Source organism: Pseudomonas paracarnis, from assembly GCF_904063055.1.
Taxonomy (GTDB): Bacteria; Pseudomonadota; Gammaproteobacteria; order Pseudomonadales; family Pseudomonadaceae; genus Aquipseudomonas; species Aquipseudomonas paracarnis.
The window spans coordinates 1-19535 of the sequence record NZ_CAJFCN010000029.1 but is presented as its reverse complement, the minus strand read 5'-3'; the positions used below and the strand labels follow the sequence as shown (position 1 = coordinate 19535).

The 19535-nt window shown below is 58.0% G+C and carries 17 protein-coding genes and 1 tRNA gene; 3 read left to right on the top strand and 15 right to left on the bottom strand.

Features of this window, described 5'->3' with window-relative positions:
• Positions 1-159: 159 nt before the first annotated feature.
• The 8 genes from JMV15_RS27450 to JMV15_RS27415 all read right to left on the bottom strand — a co-directional run bounded on the left by JMV15_RS27450 (position 160) and on the right by JMV15_RS27415 (position 7530).
• Complete coding sequence (locus tag JMV15_RS27450) at positions 160-1299, bottom strand: STY4528 family pathogenicity island replication protein (protein ID WP_235991967.1); 1140 nt, start codon at positions 1297-1299, stop codon at positions 160-162.
• Positions 1300-1460: 161 nt separating this feature from the next.
• Positions 1461-2012: a DUF2857 domain-containing protein gene (locus JMV15_RS27445; RefSeq protein WP_201491974.1), complete on the bottom strand. Its 552-nt coding sequence runs from the start codon at positions 2010-2012 to the stop codon at positions 1461-1463.
• A gap of 22 nt (positions 2013-2034) precedes the next feature.
• Positions 2035-3762: a ParB family protein gene (locus JMV15_RS27440; RefSeq protein WP_201491973.1), complete on the bottom strand. Its 1728-nt coding sequence runs from the start codon at positions 3760-3762 to the stop codon at positions 2035-2037.
• A gap of 27 nt (positions 3763-3789) precedes the next feature.
• Complete coding sequence (locus JMV15_RS27435; RefSeq protein WP_164365799.1) at positions 3790-4149, bottom strand: hypothetical protein; 360 nt, start codon at positions 4147-4149, stop codon at positions 3790-3792.
• The gene (dnaB, locus tag JMV15_RS27430) at positions 4146-5492 is read right to left on the bottom strand and encodes a replicative DNA helicase (RefSeq protein WP_201491972.1); all 1347 of its coding nucleotides are present in this window, start codon (positions 5490-5492) and stop codon (positions 4146-4148) included. The genes JMV15_RS27435 and dnaB overlap by 4 nt, the downstream gene beginning before the upstream one ends.
• A complete protein-coding gene (locus JMV15_RS27425) occupies positions 5489-6376 on the bottom strand; it encodes a ParA family protein (protein WP_201491971.1) in 888 nt (295 codons plus the stop codon). Before JMV15_RS27425 ends, dnaB begins: the two co-directional genes overlap by 4 nt.
• Positions 6377-6497: 121 nt before the next feature.
• Positions 6498-6573, bottom strand: a tRNA-Asn gene (locus JMV15_RS27420).
• A 33-nt stretch (positions 6574-6606) separates the two neighbouring features.
• Entirely contained in the window at positions 6607-7530 is a 924-nt protein-coding gene (locus JMV15_RS27415) for a LysR family transcriptional regulator (RefSeq protein ID WP_020302254.1), read from the bottom strand.
• Between the two features lie 100 nt (positions 7531-7630).
• Between JMV15_RS27415 and lldD the strand changes: the two genes are divergently transcribed.
• On the top strand, positions 7631-8761 hold the full coding sequence (gene lldD, locus JMV15_RS27410; protein ID WP_014719250.1) for an FMN-dependent L-lactate dehydrogenase LldD: 1131 nt from the start codon (positions 7631-7633) through the stop codon (positions 8759-8761).
• Positions 8762-9174: 413 nt separating this feature from the next.
• Positions 9175-10101, top strand: coding sequence for a GGDEF domain-containing protein (locus tag JMV15_RS27405; protein WP_014719251.1), 927 nt, complete (start codon positions 9175-9177; stop codon positions 10099-10101).
• Between the two features lie 44 nt (positions 10102-10145).
• On the opposite strand, the gene JMV15_RS27400 is transcribed toward JMV15_RS27405, so the two are convergent.
• The 7 genes from JMV15_RS27400 to JMV15_RS27370 form a co-directional block, all read right to left on the bottom strand.
• Positions 10146-10919, bottom strand: a complete 774-nt coding sequence (locus tag JMV15_RS27400) for a TenA family transcriptional regulator (protein WP_178122936.1) — start codon at positions 10917-10919, stop codon at positions 10146-10148.
• Positions 10920-10997: 78 nt separating this feature from the next.
• Positions 10998-13460, bottom strand: a complete 2463-nt coding sequence (locus tag JMV15_RS27395; RefSeq protein WP_014719253.1) for an EAL domain-containing protein — start codon at positions 13458-13460, stop codon at positions 10998-11000.
• A 71-nt stretch (positions 13461-13531) separates the two neighbouring features.
• Positions 13532-15334, bottom strand: a complete 1803-nt coding sequence (locus tag JMV15_RS27390) for an ABC transporter ATP-binding protein (RefSeq protein WP_019817586.1) — start codon at positions 15332-15334, stop codon at positions 13532-13534.
• Entirely contained in the window at positions 15327-15962 is a 636-nt protein-coding gene (locus JMV15_RS27385; protein ID WP_014719255.1) for a DsbA family protein, read from the bottom strand. The genes JMV15_RS27390 and JMV15_RS27385 overlap by 8 nt, the downstream gene beginning before the upstream one ends.
• 3 nt (positions 15963-15965) lie before the next feature.
• Positions 15966-16907, bottom strand: a complete 942-nt coding sequence (trhO, locus tag JMV15_RS27380; protein WP_019817587.1) for an oxygen-dependent tRNA uridine(34) hydroxylase TrhO — start codon at positions 16905-16907, stop codon at positions 15966-15968.
• 101 nt (positions 16908-17008) lie between these two features.
• On the bottom strand, positions 17009-17302 hold the full coding sequence (locus JMV15_RS27375; RefSeq protein WP_038450988.1) for a BolA family protein: 294 nt from the start codon (positions 17300-17302) through the stop codon (positions 17009-17011).
• Positions 17303-17308: 6 nt separating this feature from the next.
• The gene (locus JMV15_RS27370; RefSeq protein WP_014719258.1) at positions 17309-17827 is read right to left on the bottom strand and encodes a DUF2059 domain-containing protein; all 519 of its coding nucleotides are present in this window, start codon (positions 17825-17827) and stop codon (positions 17309-17311) included.
• A gap of 196 nt (positions 17828-18023) precedes the next feature.
• Between JMV15_RS27370 and JMV15_RS27365 the strand changes: the two genes are divergently transcribed.
• The gene (locus JMV15_RS27365; protein ID WP_014719259.1) at positions 18024-19406 is read left to right on the top strand and encodes a class II fumarate hydratase; all 1383 of its coding nucleotides are present in this window, start codon (positions 18024-18026) and stop codon (positions 19404-19406) included.
• The last annotated feature ends 129 nt before the right edge of the window (positions 19407-19535 follow it).

Sequence of the window (19535 nt, the reverse complement as noted above, 5' to 3'; positions counted from 1 at the left end):
CGAAGGAGTGGGGGCAACAGCAGCTGCGCTGGTAGACTTATCCACAGTTGCTGGTAACAAAATCAGCAATCCGCCCTGGGTCAAATTTCAATCGGCAGGGTGGGTCAATTTTCCATCAGCGCCAACAAGCATGATTCCACTGGAATCACTTTCTACGGGCTAAGGGTTCACGCCTGGCTTCAGCAAATCCAAGATTGCTTTGACGCCTTCACGGCCCGTCATAAGGCTTTCAGCACTCGGCTTTTCACGTCTAACGGTGAGTTCAAGGGACTGGATAGTCCCTTGTTTTGAGGTTCTGGGCCGACCACATGAATCGCCCGAAGGCACACCGCTACCACGCTCAACGGGCTGATTGAATTCCCCACGCTGCGCTTTTTGAATCATGCCGAACAGATAGCCTCCCGGATTTCGAATCTCTGTGTTGGCACAACGCGCCGACCACTGATCCAACACCTGCTGCTGCAACTCAAAATCCATTGTTCCAAACGCTACCATCGCGTTTCGCCGTTGTTCAGCTGCAAGCTGGAGGAATGGCTCTGGCAAGCGGATTCCCTCGCGTGCCCGCGGTACTGTGTTTTTACAAACCTTTGTATTCGTACTAGTACTAGATGAGTTCGGATTCCGAACTGGGCGCGAAAACTCCGGTTTTCGACTGAGTTCGGAATCCGAACGAGGGTGAACGTGATTCCGAACTGAGACAGTTTGACTGAGTTCGGAATCGTTTTTACTGAGTTCGGATTCACTTGGGCCCCGCACAACCGTCGAAGATTTGGTCCAGCTCTGTTGTTCTATGCGCTGCTGCAACCGCTCCAAATGTGAAGGCAAAGTGTTTTCACGCAAGTATGGATCGGTGGAAAGCTCTTGAATGACATGGGCAGCTACATCGCGAATGGATTTGTTCGCATGCCCAAGCCCTTCGTTCACCAATTCTAGGTAGGCACTGTCCAACAAGGCTGCTTCAGCGATACTCACTGGCTCGTCGTGCAACAAGTAGATGTTGCCCTTCATTTGCCCGGTTACCTCATCGCGAACACATCCTCCCAAGCTAAGCCAGCGTGTCATACGTAACGCTGTGAGGGCCTTCGCTACGGTTTCACGTGAGGCCACTTTGAAGGGCGAGGATGCTAGATAAGGTCGAAGCTGTTCATACGTTGGAAATGAGGTCAAACCATCATCATTGAGCAATAGTCGAAAGACCTGCCAAGCGTTGCGTTCCAGAGGCGTAAGTCGGTTATCCAAGAGCAAACGCCTCGGCACCGCCTCATGTGGATTACCGGTGAAGATGATCCCAGCTTCCATAGTCTCGGAAATAGGAGAGAGAGGTCTTGATGCCCTCTCTCCCCTTGAAGCTCCCGGCCTATCCGCACGAGCCTCTCTGAGCGATGCGCTTGCCGAGTTTAACAATGCGTTCAGCGCATCTAGGTTCCCCGCGTTATAGCGCTGGTTCGCACCTCCATTCATCACACGAGGTCCTGGGCAATCCAACTCTGGATAGCACTCCAGATCATGGCTAGATTCAAGCTGATCTCTTTCTCAGCCATCACCATTGCGACATCAAGCACTGATCGAGGGTTATTGATATCAGTTTTAAGCTCTTTCGTGAGGCTGACCCAGTGCTTCCACAGTGTTGCCTCATCCTCAGGGCCGACATGCGGCCAACGGCCCCTACGCTGCGGTACCCCGAGGATTGAACGCCGGACAGCCACCTCTTTAGGAGGCAGGCCGAAGAGCTCAAGAATCATGGGCGAGCTCGCGCCCAGCGTGAGGGCGCGATTGATCACCTCATCTTCTTCAGTATTTTTTGCGTGGGCAATCACACGTCTCACTGCAACGCCATCCACAACAACCTTGAACCAAGGTACCGGTGAGTTAACCAGAGCCCCCATGCACAATGGATCGACAAGGGTTTTAAGGTCATGTTCTTCAAAGCCCATGGCGAGGCAGCTACGCAACTGACCATTTTTGATGTTATTCAGAATCTGAAAGGCGACAGCCAGATTTAAGGGATGCACGAAAACCTCCACCACTCCGTGGTTATGGGATGACGTCAAAAGAAGATTGGTTGGACTCCAACTCAATGAGTCGGCGCCCCAGCCGAACCACCCTGAACAACTTGACCAGGGCGATATCGCTCATGCGCCCGGAGAGAGTTGCCGGCTGGCTTTTTAGAAGTGGGCTGCCCAACAGGAGCTGCCCCAACTCTGCGAGGAAGCGGTAGCTGTTCATATCGCTCCCTACTGGAGCGTCGCTATCGTCTCGAAGCATATTCAGAGCGGGCGCAAAGCGGCCGCTCAATCCATCCAGAAGATTGAGTAATGCATACGCCTCGGGGCTTAGCTCGCTGGGTGAAACTGCAAACAGATCGCTGTCCCAGCTCTCAGAACGCACACAAACGAAGCCAATCCCCCAATCGCTTTCAACAATATGTTCCAGCGGTAACGCCACCTCGCGAGCAATGTCCTGCACTATCTCGTAGACGGCCTGACGCAACCCCTCAGGTGATTCAACAGCCCGTTCGATGTACCAGAGGTCAGCGACCGGATGCACACCGCCAGCCTGAATGGGAATAGACCGAAGGCAAGACTCTTCAAAGGTTGGGATCGTTTCGCCTGTGGCTTGAGCCAACTGCGCCTTGATGGCGTGTGTACGGGCAGTAGCACCTGAGATCGGTGAGAGCGTATTAGAGGTGATTCGCTGCTGATGCTCGGCCTCCGACAAACAAAGCCGAGGTTGCTCAACTTGCACCAACAAATCTGGTTGGTGAACCTGCTTACCAACAACCTCCCTTGCAGCCTGCACCTCTGCAATAGCTGATGCATCATCCATCGCAATCTGAACCAGCTCACTCGCATGAGTAAACAGAGGGGTTCGCACCGGGGGACTTGAACGATCGGGATCGAGTACGTCCAGCTTCAAACTGTTGTAATCCTGCCCCAAGAGTTGCCCTAATTTGTGCAACAGCTCGTCCTGGAAACGCTCGTAACTGAACTCGCCCTGGTCAAAGGCTGACAACACCTCTTGGAAAAGATGCTCATGACTGATCTCTTGGATAGTTGCCCCAGCGTGCTTCAGCCAGACTTTTTCGCTAGTTCGACGTAGACCGGCCAGCTTTTCGATCTGAGGCTTACCCAACCCTGCGTAGAGCGTATTGGGGATGGCAGGCAGCAAATAGCGCACAGCGTCTTGCATCTTGCTAATGTGCGGTTGGGAAATGGGGTAGCCGTCTTGTCTCAGTAGCTTGGCTAAATCACGTTGAGAGAGAGGTGTACCCATCTCCAACTGATAGAACTCTTTGGCCCTCTCAACGCCTAGGGCCCGCTCAATGAACGTCAGTTCTCCATGCAGATCACTTTCTGCGAGGTGCCCGGTCAACGCGAGAATCTCACCGCGGCTCGGCCACGGCCTGAACAAACAATGAATACGGAAAAACTTCTCCTCGCCTGTTTCTCGCCACAGCTCGTTGAGAATGGCTAATCGAGTGTTTCCACCGTTGCGGATAATGAAATGCTGTTCACCAGGTCGACGCGTCACCGGCGGCGATGCATCTAGACCACGACTCAGTATCGAAGCTCGCAAGTCGTCGTATCGCGGGTTCCGATTCAATCTAGGATTGTGATCATAGGGTCTGAGCTGCTCCAACGTGAGGACCATCGGGGTATCAACAATCGGGTCAGATAACTGGACAGCTGGAGTGCTGTTGGCGAAAGTACCTTGCAAGAGCTTCCCTTTGATCAGCTCTTTGGATAGCGATTTAGCAGCCATCAGCCCACCTCCATGATGGGATCAAACTCAGTCATGGCCTTGTACCTCTGCTATCGCCGCTTCATAGCACTGATCAGGCAACTGAACCCGCAGCACCTCTACCCCCGCCCAGCCTTCTGTACGGCAGGCCAAGGCATAGAGAAACTCACCACCGCTCATCTGCGTCTTACTCAAGCGAAACACGACGGTACAGGTATCCTCCACGGCGTCTTCACTGCCCAAGCACATCGCAGCATCTTCCACGCTGTAGCTACCGCACTCCGGGCAAAGATCCAGTTCGATTTCACTTTCAGTTGGGCAGACATCTAAAAAGCGTTGCGTGGCGGTGTGAAGTGGAAACTCCGCGCCGCATTCACAGCAACGCCCAATTTGGTTGAACACACTCATAGCGATGCCCCCGCTTCATAATTCCGAGCCAGGTTTGCAAAGCGCGTTTGTTCTGGAATGAATGCGACACGGACGGTGCCAGTGGGACCGTTACGGTGCTTTCCGAAAATGATTTCCGCAACGCCAGCGTCAGTGGATTCCGGGTGATAAACCTCATCCCGGTAGATAAACATGATGACGTCGCCATCTTGTTCAATCGCGCCAGACTCCCGCAGGTCACCGTTGAAAGGACGTTTGTCGGCTCGTTGTTCCACCGAGCGATTAAGTTGCGACAGCGCAATCACTGGGCAATTGAATTCCTTCGCCAAGGCTTTCAACGACGCCGTAATTCCTGCAATTTCGAGGTTTCGGTTTTCCTTGCCTTCCAATCGCATCAACTGGAGGTAATCCACCATGATTAGTCGCGGCATACCTGCACGCCGAGCTGCGCGTCGAACCTTAGACCTGAGCGCTGATGGGGTCAGGCTGGCAGTGTCATCAATGATGAGTCGATCGCCGTATTCGTTGATGCGACCCACTGCGGCGATGACCTTAGGCCAGTCTTCATCCCGCAACTGGCCGCGCATCAAACTCGCCAAGTTGAGCTGACCCAAGATGGCAATCAACCGGAACATGAGGGCATGTGCGGGCATTTCCAGACTGTAAATCTGGACCGTATTCGTTGGCTTTTGCTGAAGTGCGGCATCCACAGCGCTTAGTGCCAAGCTCGTTTTGCCCATGGAGGGGCGTGCTGCAATAACAATCAGGTCAGCATCTTGAAATCCGCCTGTGACCTGATCCATCGCACCCAAACCACTGGGTACACCGGTAATGCTGTCGCCCTCATTGAAGTGGTAGTCGATCCGCTCAACCACCTCCATCAATGTCTGCTTCACGTCAACAAAATCCCTTCGCGCCTTGTCTTGCCCCAGCAGAAAGAGCTTCTGTTCTATGAGATCTTGAACCTCCTCGCTCTTAGCTTGATTTGAAGACGCTTCACGACTGCACTCATAACCGAGCATTACCAAACGACGAAGGTTGGAACGTTCACGAACAATGGCGGCATAGGTCGAGATGTTAGCCACTGAGGGAGTATTCTTCGCCAGCTCCCCCAGGTAACTTACTCCTCCTACCTCATCAGGCTCATCGAGGGACTCTAGGACGGTAACCACGTCAATAGGTGAGCTACGCAAGGCAAGATTCTTGATCGCCTGGTAGATCAGACGATGATCGCGCCTGAAAAAATCCTCCGCTGAGAGGGTGTCCGCGATGAGATCCCAGGCAGAATTATCAAGCATAAGCCCGCCGATAACGCCTTGTTCGGCCTCTATCGAGTGAGGGGGAACCAAATCAAGCAGACTCATACTACTGCTCTCCCTGAGACAACCCTTTTCGAGAACAAGGACAAGTTTTGACTCAGGCGCTCTTCGTTCAGCGCATCAAAATGCGACCGCCATTCGGGAAACAGCTCTATTGAAAGGTCTTTGATGACCTTGAACGCCGTTGGAGAGCGGCGGTGAGTCGGAAGTCGATACTCCAGACGATGTGCGGGAACTCCTTCAGTCGCAGCACGACGAAAGCTCACCGCTGCTGGGATTGTGGTATGAAGCATTCGCACTTTTGGGTGATCAGAAAAGGTCTCGGCTAGCGTTTGGTAAATCAGATTTGCATCATTAGTGGCATCAAGCTTATTGATCACGATATTGAGCAAAGGTGTCGTAGCACCCAGCGCTGCCAGAGGCTCCACATCTCTATAAAGCTGGAGCATTCCGCGCTGAAACTCCCTCGCAGTCAGCATATCTGGAGTGATAGGAGAAATAGCCATCTGAGCACCTAGCAACGCCATTTCGAGCACAATGGAGCGTGCGCCCTGGGTATCTACAAGGATCAGATCGAAATCTTGAGCGAACGCCGGTATTAAATTCTTGAGGCGAAAGCCTCCATCAGCAGCATGAAGCAACAAACTTCCAAGCTGATTTAACGGATCATTCGAATGAATCAGTGAGAGATTAGGGATGCAGGTCTTGGAAATGACCTGATCGGCACGCGTATCGTTATTGGCGATCAGTTGGTACGTCCCGCCCGGCGCCTCATGCGTTAGCGTATAGAACGAGGACAATGACGGCTGGGTATCGAGATCGATGAGTAAGGTACGAAGACCCGCGTCGGCGCAGAACGCGCCTAGATTGGCGCCAACCGTGGTTTTCCCCGGCCCGCCTTTGGTTGAAACGACTGCAGCGACTTTCATTGGCCTTACCTCTGAATCGAAGGATTAGAGATGGCGTCATGCTAAGCGCGCTAAGCGTTTGGATTGCTGGGTCAAATCCCAAGCAAAAAAAAGCCTGTATCTCTACAGGCTTTTCTCTATCTGGCTCCACGACCTGGACTCGAACCAGGGACCCAATGATTAACAGTCATTTGCTCTACCAACTGAGCTATCGCGGAATGCGCCGTATGTTACTGATTAAAAAGAAGAAGTCAAGCGCCATCAGAAATTTTCCGCAAATTCCCCCCCTGTTCGCTTGAATACGACGGTTCCCTGGCCAGTTCCAACCAGGCCCGCGCTGCCGGTGGCAGGTGGGCGCTGGCGCGCCAGGCCAGGGCGATGTGCCAATCGGTGTGGGGCTCGTCCAGGGGGATCAAGGCGATGCCGGGGTGTTGGTGTTTGTGCGCCAGCATCCGGGGCAGGAAGGCGACGCCCAGCCCGGCGGTGACCAGGTCGACGATAAAGTCTATTTGCCCACTGCGAGCGGTGACTTTAGGTGTCACGCCTTTACGTTCGCAGGCGCTGAGGATCTTGGCGTTGAGGGCAAAGCCGGCTTCGAACAGGATGAACGGCGAGTCGGCCAGGTCGGTGAAGTCGATGCGCTTGCGCCGGGCCAATGGGTGGCCCATGGGCAACACGGCGATCAATGGCTCGTTGCGCACCGGTTGGTAGTCGAAGCCTTCATCAACCGGTAGCAGCAAGGCGGCGAGGTCAACCTCCCCCGCTTCCAGGCATTCGCGCAGCCTTTTACTGCCGTATTCGGTCAGTTCGATGTCGATGCCCGGGTAGCGGCTGCGGTAAGTGGCAAACATGGCCGCGAACAGCACGCCGCACCCTACCGGCGGCAGACCGATGCGCAGCACGCCGCGCTTGAGACCGCGCAGGTCGTTGATTTCAGCCATCAGGTCGGTGCGTTCGGCGAGCATTACCAAGGCGCGGCGGTAGGCAATTTCGCCGGCGGCGGTGAGTTCGTTCTTGTGGCCAAGGCGATTGAGCAGCGGCATGCCTAATTCGTCCTCAAGGGTCTTGACCGCTTTGCTGACGGTGGACTGGGTCAGGGCAACCACTTCGGCCGCCTGGGAGAACCCACCCTGGCGCACCACTTCGACAAACGCACGCAGTGTTCGTAGGTTCATCAGTATTCCTATAACGACTGGATGGCAGTGATAAAAGTTGTTTTCATCATGGCATAACTTTGCTTAGGGTGTAGCACTTTGCCCTGTGGAGACACCGTCGATGATCATCTCGTCCGCTTCCGACTACCGCGCTGCGGCCAAGCGCAAGTTGCCGCGCTTTCTGTTCGATTACATCGACGGCGGCGCCTACGCCGAGCACACGCTGCGCGCCAACAGTTCGGACCTGGCCGAGATCAGCCTGCGCCAACGCATCCTGCGCAATGTCGACAACCTGAGCCTGAGCACCCATTTGTTCGGCACGGAACTGGCGATGCCGGTCATCCTCAGCCCCGTCGGGCTGACCGGCATGTATGCGCGACGCGGTGAAGTGCAAGCAGCCAAGGCGGCGGCCAACAAAAACATCCCTTTTTGCCTGTCGACAGTGTCGGTGTGTTCGATTGAGGAAGTGGCCTCGCAAAGCCCGCAGTCGATCTGGTTCCAGCTGTATGTGCTCAAGGATCGCGGCTTCATGCGCAACGCCCTGGAGCGGGCGCAGGCCGCCGGGGTGACAACGCTGGTGTTCACCGTTGACATGCCGACACCGGGCGCACGCTACCGTGACGCTCACTCCGGCATGTCCGGCCCCTACGCGGCGCAGCGGCGCATGTTGCAGGCAGTGACCAAGCCGCAATGGGCCTTCGATGTGGGCTTGATGGGCCGCCCCCACGACTTGGGCAATATCTCCAAATACCTGGGCAAACCCACCCACCTGGAGGACTACATTGGCTGGCTGGCCAACAACTTCGACCCGTCGATCAGTTGGAAAGACCTGGAATGGATCCGCGAGTTCTGGAAAGGCCCGATGATCATCAAGGGCATCCTCGACCCGCAGGACGCCAAGGACGCGGTGAGTTTCGGGGCCGACGGCATCGTGGTCTCCAATCATGGCGGCCGCCAGCTCGACGGGGTGCTCTCCACGGCCAAGGCGTTGCCGCCGATTGCCGAAGCGGTAGGCGATGACCTGACCGTGCTGGTGGACTCGGGCATTCGCTCCGGGCTCGACGTGGTGCGCATGCTAGCCCTGGGTGCCAAGGCGTGCCTGCTAGGGCGTGCCACCGCCTATGCGCTGGCCGCCGAGGGCCAGCATGGGGTAGAGAACCTGCTGGACATCTTCGCCAAGGAAATGCGCGTGGCCATGACCCTGACCGGGGTCACCTCCATCGCGCAGATCGACCGTACCACCTTGGTCTAGTAGTGATGAGGGATGGTGTACGTTGTGTGCGGATAACCGAAGCGTTGTTTATTTGCGACAAACAACTCGCCCCACCGAAACAGTAAGGTTAACCGGGCCGGCAGTAATGCCGGCCCCAATCAGCCAAATAACTGGCGCCATGCTTTAACAGACTTTTCTTACTTAAAAATTAGTTAATTGATTTATAAGGATTTTTACCAACCAAATACACTTGGCATGAATCTCGCTCCAGTACTGTTCAAGCAGGTTCGGCGATGACAAGACGTGCGGCAGTGCCCCGGGGTTATAACCCAAAGAAAAGCGGTTTAAACTGTTTCCAATGTTTTACGGAACTGAAGGATCAGTAAGACGCTTGGCACTCGCCACTCTCATCCCGCCTGTAAGACAGCCCAGTGCTTAGAGGCCACCCGCTTATGAAAACCCCCACCCAGACCAACGCAATTGACTTTGACAGTGCCAAATTGCAACGCCTGGGATTTGGCCAGCCATCCTTACGCCCACGTCGCCCCGCCACCCTTGCCGAACTTCGCCAGCAACTGAACCAGCAGTTGCAGACCAGCCTGGAGCCGGAGCGCATCCTGGGCCTGTTCTTTCGTGAAGTTCAGCGCCTGGTGCCGCTGGACGCGTTGCAATACCGTCACGCCGCCAGCGACCTGCGCCTGGAGTTTGGCCACCGGGGTCATCACTCCGTCAGCTACACCCTGAGCCATGAAGGCGAGCATCTGGGGGAACTGGTCTTTCGTCGCAACCAGCGGTTGCTTGAAGAAGAACTGAGCCAGCTCGAACTCCTGCTGGTGACCTTGCTTTATCCGATGCGCAACGCCCTGCTCTACCGCGCCGCCACCCGCAGCGCCCTGCGTGACCCGTTGACCGAAACCGGCAACCGTGTGGCCATGGACCAGACGCTGCAGAGAGAAATCGACATGGCACGCCGGCATTTGCACCCGCTGTCGTTGTTGATGCTGGACATCGACCACTTCAAGAAAATCAACGACACCCATGGGCATGCCGCGGGCGACAGCGTGCTGCGCGCCGTGGCCGGGGCGATCAAACGCCAGCTGCGCAACGTGGACATGGTGTTCCGGTTTGGCGGGGAGGAGTTTTTGATCCTGCTGTCCAACACCGGTCGCGATGCCGCGAGGATGGTGGGAGAGCGCCTTCGCCAGGCGGCACAAGCCCAGGACTACTGGGTGGAGGGCACGCGAATAGAACTGACCGTGAGCCTCGGCTGCTCGACGCTGCTGGCGGCCGAGTCGGCTGAAAGCCTGCTGCGTCGGGCCGACAATGCGTTGTATGTGGCCAAGCGCGAAGGTCGTAACCGCTTGGCGATGGCGGGGTAAAGTCAATTGTGGCGAGGGAGATTGCTCCCTCGCCACAGTTACCGCTACGCCTCGCTGGCGATGCGCACAGGGCGCTCGCGAACGGCTGGCGCCTTGTCTTTCTCTGTATGCTCTAGACGCATGCAGCTTTCCAGGAACAAGTGCATGTAGTCGTAGCTCTTGCATACCGCCTGGCGCAACTCTTCCTGCAGGGCCTTGCTCGGGTTGGTCCCGGCTAGCGTGCAGATGATTTCCAGGGCTTCCCAAGGGTGGGCGTCATCGTACTGGGCGTGCATCTTCAGCCACTTCATCGCCCGCTTGCGATCTTCCTCAGGGAAGGCGGCAGCATACACACCGGTAGAGCAGACCACGGCGGACCACTCCCCCGTCGCCCCCTCGATCGCGTAGTTGGTGGCGGCAATCGCGACGATCAACGCATCCGCCGAGCTGGTGTGCCAGCACCAATGACTCAGGGCGTGCAACTCAGGCGGCACCTCCTGCGCTTGCAGTTCTTCAAGGCTGACGCCGTGAGCCCGCGCCCAATTGACCCAATAGTCGGCATGGTTGAGCTCCACGCGGATATTGCGCATGAGCCAACGGCGCGCCATATCCTCCCCAGGATGACGGGCAAACTTGGTCTTGGTCAGGTTCTGCGCCATGTACAAGGCAAACTGTTCCACCACCGGCCAACCACCAATCAGGTAGTGGCGCATGGTCTTGGCGCTGAGGGCGTTGTCACGCATGCGCTGATACAGTTCGTGCTCGACAACCCGACGCTTGCTCTCGCTACAGTCCTGGATCAATTGCTGCGCCCAGGCGGGGTAACTGGAGGCTTCCATAAGCGGGCCGGTTCTGTTGAATGTGTCGATCACTGTGGGGCTCCTTTTCAAGTGTGATTGTACAGACCAGCAAATGTTTCAGCGGAAAGTGCCGGGCGCCTTGAATAACAGTGGCTGCGGCCGCTCAGGTCGGCACTGCAAGCTATCAAAGGTAAACAATTGCGGGCGTTCAATCAGGTAGCCCTGAGCGTAATCCACACCTATCTCAAGTAAAGCCTGTTCGATCTGGGGTGTTTCAACAAACTCGGCAATCGTGCGCTTACCCATGACGTGGCCGATGTGGTTGATCACTTCGACCATGGCGCGGTTAATCGGGTCGTCCAGCATATCCTTTACGAAACTTCCATCGATCTTCAGGAAGTCTACAGGTAAATGTTTCAAATATGCGAATGAGGACATTCCGGCGCAAAAATCATCGAGTGAGAAATGGCACCCTAACGCTTTGAGTTCATTAATAAACCGAATCGCGCTGCCCAAATTGGCTATAGCGCTGGTTTCAGTTATTTCAAAACAAATCATTTCCGGTGGAATGTTGTAAGTATCGAATTTCTGACGCAAAAAACCTAAAAAGTCATCATCGCCAATGGTTATGCCTGACAGATTAATCGCACACATGGCCATGGGGCGGCCCGGGCGCTCATGCATGCAACGGGCGATAATCTTGAATACGTTTTCCACTACCCAACGATCCAGGGACGTCATCAACCCGTAGCGTTCGGCCGCCGGAATAAAACTGTTGGGCAAAATGATCCGCCCCGCTTCGTCATGCAGGCGCAGGAGAATTTCGATGTGCCCACTGCCGGCGTCGGTAGGGCCCAAAGGCGCAATTTCCTGGGCGTAAAGGCAAAAGCGGTCTTCCTCAAGCGCAATATGCAGCCGCTGTACCCAGGCCATCTCGCCAAACCGCAGAGACAACTCCGAGTCGTCGACATGGTAGACCTGCACCCGGTTGCGCCCCTTTTCCTTGGCCATGTAGCACGCCATGTCGGCGGCACGCAGGGAGGTTTCCAGGGTGGTCGGGGTTTGCGAGATATGCACCAGGCCGATGCTGACGGTGGTCATGAAGGGCCGACCCTTCCACACGAAGTGCAAGCTCTGCACAGTGTGGCGCAGGCTCTCGGCGATTTTTTCCGCCACCGGCGCCGGGCAGTTCTCCAGCAGGATACCAAACTCGTCGCCGCCCAACCGAGCCAGGGTGTCGCCCTCGCGCAGGTCCGACTGCAGCAACGCGCAGATGTGGCGCAGCAGTTCATCGCCCGCGGCATGGCCACAGGTGTCATTGACCAGCTTGAACTGGTCGAGGTCGAGGAACATCAAGGCATGTCGCCCACTTTGCTGGCGCGCGACCTGTTGCAGCACCTGTTCAAGGCGGAACTCGAACTCGCGACGGTTAGCCAGGCCAGTCAACGCGTCGTGGGTGGCCTGCCAGGAAAGGTTGGCGATGTACTGGCGTTCCTGGGTCATGTCATGCAGCACCAGGACCGCACCGCTGACCTTGCCGGCACTGCGGATCGGCGCGCCCACCAGGGTGACCGAGACGGTGCTGCCGTCCAGGCGCTGGATCAGCTTGGAATGCTCGCTGCCGCCGCTGAACTGGCCTTTGACGATGTGTTCAATCAGTGTGAAACCGTCGGGCTCGGCGTTTTCATTCAAAAGCTTGAACAGCGCCGCCAGCGGCAGGCCCTGGGCTTGCTCCGAGCGCCAGTGGGTCAACGCTTCGGCTGCAGGGTTCATATAGGCAATGGCCCCGTCGACGTCGGTGGTAATCACCCCGTCGCCAATCGACTCCAATGTGATCTGCGCCCGCTCCTTCTCCGCTTGCAGCGCATCGGCAAAGGCATGACGCTGGGCCAGCAACTTGTGGGTGCGCAGCAGCGCCAACACGATCAGGCCCAAGGCAGTCGCCAGGTTGGTGATCAACAACAGGCGCAGGATCATCCGCGAACCTTCGCCCAGGGCATCGCTGAACGCCTTGGCAGCGGGCGTCACCCCTTCATTGATGGCCGTGATGCGCGCCTTCCAATGATGGACATCGTCACTGCTGACGTAGCCGGAGGTAATGGCGCCGTGCATCTCCTGAGCCAGCTCATCGAGCTGCACGAGGTAGCCGTCGCCCACCGTCCACAGCTCAATGGCTTTTTCCAGGTAGCTGAAATGACGGAAGTTGAGGTATAGCCAGATCAGGCTGGAAACGTCGTCCGGATGATTACCGCCCTTGAGAATGCCCAAGCGGGCCGCGTCCGTATCGGGGGTGGGACGGTCCAGGGCAATGCGCAATTCATGCCCACCCTGGGGCACGGCAATGGCCTGCTGGTATTTGAGGTAGGTGGCGTCGTTGCGGTTATCGGCGTAAAGGGTCAGGTAGTAGATGGCATCCTTCTGGCCCTTGGACCACAGGCTTTCGCCCGCCACATAGCCCCGCACTGCCGAAAGCACGTAGAGACTGACGCAGCCTAACAATGCCTGGAACAACACGACGGCGATAAAGGGCCAGACAATACCCAGCAGGCGTGGCGTTCCGAGAGTCCGCTTTTGCTTCATGAAGTCCCTTACACATGCACAGCTTGATACGCACGCGAAAATCCGCTCCCGATAGCACAGCCTAAGCTAAATCAACGCACTTGTTGCAAGTGTCCGTACAGTTTGGCGTACAGCCCGCCATCGGCAATCAACTGCTGATGGTCGCCGTCCTCGGCGATGTGCCCGCCATCGAACACCAGCACTCGGTCAGCCTGCTTCACCGCAGACAGCCGGTGGGCGATGATCAGTGTAGTACGCCCGCTGAGAAACCGCGCCAGTGCCTGGTGCAGGTTGTACTCGGTCGCCGCGTCCAATGCGGAGGTGGCCTCGTCCAGAATCACCACTTTAGGCTCGGCGAGCACCATGCGGGCAATGGCCAGGCGTTGCCGCTGGCCACCGGAAAAGCGCACGCCCGAACGCCCGACCACGCTGTCCAGGCCCAAGGGCAATGCCTTGACAGTAGCATCCAGTTGGGCGATTTCCAGCGCCTGCCAGCAGGCTTGATCGGTGCGGGTGCGGCCCATGGTCAGGTTGGCGCGCACGGTATCGTTGAACAGCGCAGGATGTTGCAGCACCACCGCGACGTTTTCGCGGATGGTCTCCAGGCCGATCTCCTGCTGGGTGGCAGTGCCAAAACGAATGCTGCCGGCCTGCGGCGTGTAGAGCCCCAGCAACAGTTGCACCAGGGTGCTTTTACCGCCGCCGCTGGCGCCGACAATTGCCACCTTTTCACCCGGTGCGATGGCCAGGTTCAACTGGTTGAGTACCAGCTCTTCGCCGTAGCCGAAGTCGAGGCCACGCACTTCGATGCCGACCGTCTCGCGCCCGCTGAACGGGTCTGCGCCGCCTGGGTATTGCGGCTCATCGGCACGCGCCAGCAGCTCGTTGATGCGCGACAGCGCGCCGCCTGCCGCGTAATAGGCGTATTGCAGGTTCAGCAATTGTTCCACCGGGCCAATCATGAACCACAGGTAACTGAACACCGCGAGCATCTGGCCGATGGACAGGTCGGAAAACAGCACGGTGAGCATGGCCGCGGCGCGGAAGATGTCGATACCGAACTGGAACAGCAAGCCACTGGCGCGGCTCGACGCGTCGGTTTTCCATTGGGAATGAATGGCGTAGTCACGCACTTCCTGGGCACGCTGGCCCAGCCGCCCGAGGAAAAAGCCCTGGCGGTTGCCAGCACGTACTTCCTGTATGGCATCGAGGGTTTCGGTCAGCGCCTGGGTAAAGCGTGAAGTACTGTCGTTTTCCAGCTTCTTGAGGTGCTTGACGCGCTTGCCCAACTGCACCGTGGCGTAGATCACCAATGGGTTGAACAACAGGATCAACAACGCCAGTTGCCAATGCATCCACACCAGGATCGCCGAGGTGCCGACCAGGGTCAGCATCGCCACCAGGAAGCGGCTGAGGGTTTCGCCGACGAATTTGTCCAGGGTGTCCAGGTCGGTCACCAAGTGGGTGGTGACCGTACCGCTGCCCAGGCTTTCGTACTCACCCAGGGAGATGCGCTTGAGACGCTCGATCAGGCGCACGCGGATGCGGTACACGATGTCCTTGGCCAAGCGCGCAAACAGCCGCGCCTGCACCACGTTGAACACCAACGCGCCGCAACGCAGGGCCAGGGTGACCAAGAGCATCAGGCCGATATAGCCAGCCGCTTTTTGCCAGCCCAGGGGCAACGCGTGGTTCATCACCTTGAGGGCGGCATCGCCATGGCCCAGTAGCACTTCGTCGACCAGCAACGGCAACAACAGCGGGATAGGCACGCTGCACAGGGTGGCGAGCACGGCGACACCGTTGGCGACCCACAGGGATTTTTTGTGACGCAGGGCCAGGCGGCGAATTTCCGCCCAGGTCAGGCGGTCGGTGCGTGGAGGCTGTTCATACACAGGCAGCTCGCTCCAACCATCGAGCCAGTAACGGCGACAGCTCGGACAGCGGCTGGTAACCATTGGTCAGCAAGGCCAACTGGCCGTTGCGCTCGGCCAGCAGGGTCGGAAACCCGGCAATGCCCAGGTCCTGCACCCAAGTGAAATCGGCCGCCGTGGCCGCGTGCTGATCGGCACGGTCGAACTCGCCGGCAAACTCGATACGTGGAATACCGGCCTGTTCGGCCAGCTCCACCAGCACAGGGGCGAGCGTCACGTCCCGGCCTTCGACATAGAACGCGCGCTGGATCAGCCCCAGCAGCGTCCAGGCGCAATCCGGCGCCAGGCTGCGTGCGGTGACGATAGCGCGGCACGCAGGCTCGGTGTCGTAGACAAACCCGTCGGGCAATGCGCCTTCTCGCTTGAACGGCTGGCCGGTGGCGTCGGTGACGGCCTGCCAGTGTTCAAGGATGTAGCGCCGGGTCGTCGGCTCCAGCGCCGCGCCGCTGCCGGTGCGCAAGCCGCCCACCACCAGGTGCACGTCCACGCCGGCCGCCTGGGCCTGCTCCACCAGCGCTTGTGCCACCGGGGCAAAGCCCCAGCACCAGGAACACATCGGGTCCATTACATAGAGCAGGCGCGCAGACATGGCTCAGGCCTCGGAAGGGGTTTGCTTGTAGTTGTAACCAATCGGGTGCGGCATGTTGCGGGCCTTGGCCAGTTCGATCTGCTTCTGGCGGTCGATCGCACTGCGACGGGTCTTCTCCGGCAGCTTATCCCAGCAATGGGGGCAACTGATGCCAGCCACATAATGCTCGGAGGCACGGTCTTCTACGCTCACCGGTGTGCGGCAGGCATGACATTGATCGTAGTCGCCTTCGCTCAAGTCGTGGCGCACGGTCACGCGATTGTCGAACACAAAGCAGTCGCCCTGCCATTTGGTTTCTTCCTGGGGCACCTCTTCGAGGTACTTCAGGATACCGCCCTTGAGGTGGTAGACCTCATCGAAGCCTTCGCTGAGCATGTAGCTCGACGCCTTCTCACAGCGAATGCCGCCAGTGCAGAACATGGCGACCTTCTTGTGCTTGGCCGGGTCGAAGTGGGCTTTGATGTAGTCGGGAAATTCGCGAAAACTGGTGGTTTTCGGGTCGATTGCGCCTTCAAAGGTGCCGATGGACACTTCGTAGTCGTTACGGGTGTCGATCAACAATACTTCCGGGTCGCTGATCAGCGCGTTCCAATCCTGCGGGTCGACGTAAGTACCCACCTTTTTGTTCGGGTCCACGCCTTCGACACCCAGGGTCACGATCTCTTTCTTGAGTTTGACCTTGGTGCGGTAGAACGGCTGGTCGTCGCAGTAAGACTCTTTGTGGTCGATGTCGACCATGCGTGGGTCTTTCTTGAGCCAGGCCATCAGGCCGTCAATGCCTTCGCGGCTGCCGGAAACGGTGCCGTTGATGCCTTCTTCGGCGATCAGCAAGGTGCCTTTGATGCCGTTATCGACCATCGCCTGCAACAGGGGCTCGCGCAGGGCGACGTAATCTTCGAGGGTGACGAACTTGTACAGTGCCGCCACGACAATCGGTTGAGTCATGGGTGTTCTCTCCAGGTGGCTACCCTCGTAAGGGGTGAACCGGATGCAAAAAAAACGCGCCGGCTAAGCGGCGCGTTGCGGATTCTATCAGGGTTACCCCATCAATGTCCGCCGGCGCAGGTCGGCGAGGCCGGGGCTGCGTCGATTGTCGCCCATTCTTCGGGCGTATAGGTATGCAGCGCCAGCGCATGAAATTCGCTCATCAGGCTACCCAGGGTGGCGTAGACCTTCTGGTGGCGCTTGACGCGGTTAAGCCCCTCGAACTGCTGGCTGACCAGCACGGCCTTGAAGTGGGTCTGCAACCCACGACTGTGCATGTGGCTTTCATCCAGCACGCTCAAATGCTCCGGGGCCAGGGCGGCAAGGGCCGTTTCGATACGCTGTTGCATGGTCATTCCTGCTTACTTCTTCTTGGCCGGTGCGGCGGCTTTTGGCGCCAGCTCGTTGGTCATGTCTTCCAACAGCTTGTTCACCACCGGTACGGCGCTTTCCAGCTTGGCCTGGGTCATCTGGGCCGATTGCTGGGTCAGCTGGGGCATTTTTTCCAGGACTTTCTTGCCAAGTGGCGACTGGTAGAACGCTACCAGGTCCTTGAGCTCGGATTCGCTGAAGTTGGTGGTGTAGAGCTTGACCATGTCGGGCTTGAGCTTCGGCCAGCCGATGGCCTGGTCCAGAGCGGCGTTGGCCTTGGCCTGGTAGCTGTCCAGTACGGACTGCTTGGCGGCAGGCGCCTTGGTCTGTTCGAAACGCTGGGCGAACATTTGCTGCACTTGCATGTACACCGGGGTCCCCAGCTTGTCAGCATGGGCCAGGGTAAGGAAGGCTTCGGCACTGGCGTTGTGGCTGGCGGTATCGGCAAGAACCTGGCCGCTGGCGCAAACCAGAGCAACCGCGGTACAGATGGCACGAAGACGAGTCATCGAGTTTCCTTTTCTAGCAGGCGAGGTAAGACCCCAAGGGCGACCATTCTGCGCCTAAAAAACCTCGCGGCTCAACCCCACCCCTCGGCAAGCCCTGGTTTCACGGGGCACGAGGGCACAAATGCGCTTTTAGGGAACCCACGCTGGCCGCCAGGGCCTAAACTGACCAATCACGACTGGATAAGGAGGGTGACCGATGAGCCGTATCGAAACCGACAGCCTGGGGGAAGTACAGGTCCCTGATGACGCCTATTGGGGTGCGCAAACCCAACGTTCGCTGGTCAATTTCGCGATTGGCGAGCAGCGCATGCCGCTGGCGGTATTGCATGCCTTGGCCTTGATCAAGAAGGCTGCGGCACGGGTCAACGACCGTAACGGCGACCTGCCCGCCGATATTGCCCGCCTGATCGAGCAAGCTGCAGACGAGGTTCTGGACGGCCAGCACGACGACCAGTTCCCGCTGGTGGTCTGGCAGACCGGCAGTGGCACCCAGAGCAACATGAACGCCAACGAAGTGATCGCTGGCCGCGCCAACGAACTGGCCGGCAACAACCGCGGCGGCAAGAGCCCGGTGCACCCCAACGATCACGTCAACCGTTCCCAGAGTTCCAACGACTGCTTCCCTACTGCCATGAGCATTGCTGCGGTGCAAGCGGTGAACAAGCAACTGCTGCCGGCGATCGCCACCTTGTCCGGTGGCCTGGCGGAATTGGCCGCGCGGCATATGAAACTGGTCAAGACCGGCCGTACCCACATGATGGATGCCACGCCGATCACCTTCGGCCAGGAACTTTCGGCGTTTATCGCCCAGCTCGATTACGCCGAGCGTGCGATCCGCAGCGCCCTGCCCGCGGTGTGCGAGCTGGCCCAGGGCGGCACTGCCGTCGGCACCGGCCTCAATGCCCCTCATGGCTTTGGCGAGGCGATTGCTTCCGAACTGGCCGCGTTGTCAGGTTTACCCTTTGTGACCGCGCCGAACAAATTCGCCGCCCTCTCCGGCCATGAGCCGCTGGTGACCCTGCACGGCGCGCTGAAAACCCTGGCCGTGGCGCTGATGAAAATCGCCAACGACCTGCGCCTGCTGGGTTCGGGCCCTCGCGCCGGGCTGGCCGAAGTCAAGTTGCCGGCCAACGAACCGGGCAGTTCGATCATGCCCGGCAAGGTCAATCCGACCCAGTGCGAAGCGCTGTCGATGCTGGCCTGCCAGGTACTGGGCAACGACGTGACCATCGGCATGGCCGCCAGCCAAGGGCACTTGCAGTTGAACGTGTACAAGCCGGTGATCATCCACAACCTGCTGGAGTCGATCCGCCTGCTGGCCGATGGCTGCAACAATTTCCAGGAGCATTGCATTGCCGGCCTCGAACCCGACGCCGAGCAAATGGCCCAGCACCTGGAACGCGGGCTGATGCTGGTCACCGCCCTCAACCCGCATATCGGCTACGACAAGTCAGCCGAAATCGCCAAGAAGGCTTACGCCGAAGGGCTGACACTGCGTGAGGCTGCACTGGAGCTGGGCTACCTCACCGATGCCGAGTTTGACCAATGGGTGCGCCCGGAAAACATGCTCGGCGCTTAAACCCAGCCCTTTCAAGGTCTTTTCGTCTTGGCAGCCTTGATTATCCGGTCCGTTGAAACATGCGCATTCACCGCGGTGCCTTTAACCCATGTTTTGGGCTTGGGTACCTTGGGGCCACGGGGGCTTTTC

Coding starts and splice junctions, on each gene's coding strand:
- JMV15_RS27435 (WP_164365799.1), bottom strand. CDS start 4,149: ATGAGTGTGTTCAACCAAATTGGGCGTTGCTGTGAATGCGGCGCGGAG.
- JMV15_RS27440 (WP_201491973.1), bottom strand. CDS start 3,762: ATGGCTGCTAAATCGCTATCCAAAGAGCTGATCAAAGGGAAGCTCTTG.
- JMV15_RS27375 (WP_038450988.1), bottom strand. CDS start 17,302: ATGACCATGCAACAGCGTATCGAAACGGCCCTTGCCGCCCTGGCCCCG.
- JMV15_RS27405 (WP_014719251.1), top strand. CDS start 9,175: ATGAAAACCCCCACCCAGACCAACGCAATTGACTTTGACAGTGCCAAA.
- JMV15_RS27425 (WP_201491971.1), bottom strand. CDS start 6,376: ATGAAAGTCGCTGCAGTCGTTTCAACCAAAGGCGGGCCGGGGAAAACC.
- JMV15_RS27400 (WP_178122936.1), bottom strand. CDS start 10,919: ATGGAAGCCTCCAGTTACCCCGCCTGGGCGCAGCAATTGATCCAGGAC.
- JMV15_RS27450 (WP_235991967.1), bottom strand. CDS start 1,299: ATGGAAGCTGGGATCATCTTCACCGGTAATCCACATGAGGCGGTGCCG.
- JMV15_RS27370 (WP_014719258.1), bottom strand. CDS start 17,827: ATGACTCGTCTTCGTGCCATCTGTACCGCGGTTGCTCTGGTTTGCGCC.
- lldD (WP_014719250.1), top strand. CDS start 7,631: ATGATCATCTCGTCCGCTTCCGACTACCGCGCTGCGGCCAAGCGCAAG.
- JMV15_RS27395 (WP_014719253.1), bottom strand. CDS start 13,460: ATGAAGCAAAAGCGGACTCTCGGAACGCCACGCCTGCTGGGTATTGTC.
- JMV15_RS27365 (WP_014719259.1), top strand. CDS start 18,024: ATGAGCCGTATCGAAACCGACAGCCTGGGGGAAGTACAGGTCCCTGAT.
- JMV15_RS27385 (WP_014719255.1), bottom strand. CDS start 15,962: ATGTCTGCGCGCCTGCTCTATGTAATGGACCCGATGTGTTCCTGGTGC.
- trhO (WP_019817587.1), bottom strand. CDS start 16,907: ATGACTCAACCGATTGTCGTGGCGGCACTGTACAAGTTCGTCACCCTC.
- JMV15_RS27415 (WP_020302254.1), bottom strand. CDS start 7,530: ATGAACCTACGAACACTGCGTGCGTTTGTCGAAGTGGTGCGCCAGGGT.
- dnaB (WP_201491972.1), bottom strand. CDS start 5,492: ATGAGTCTGCTTGATTTGGTTCCCCCTCACTCGATAGAGGCCGAACAA.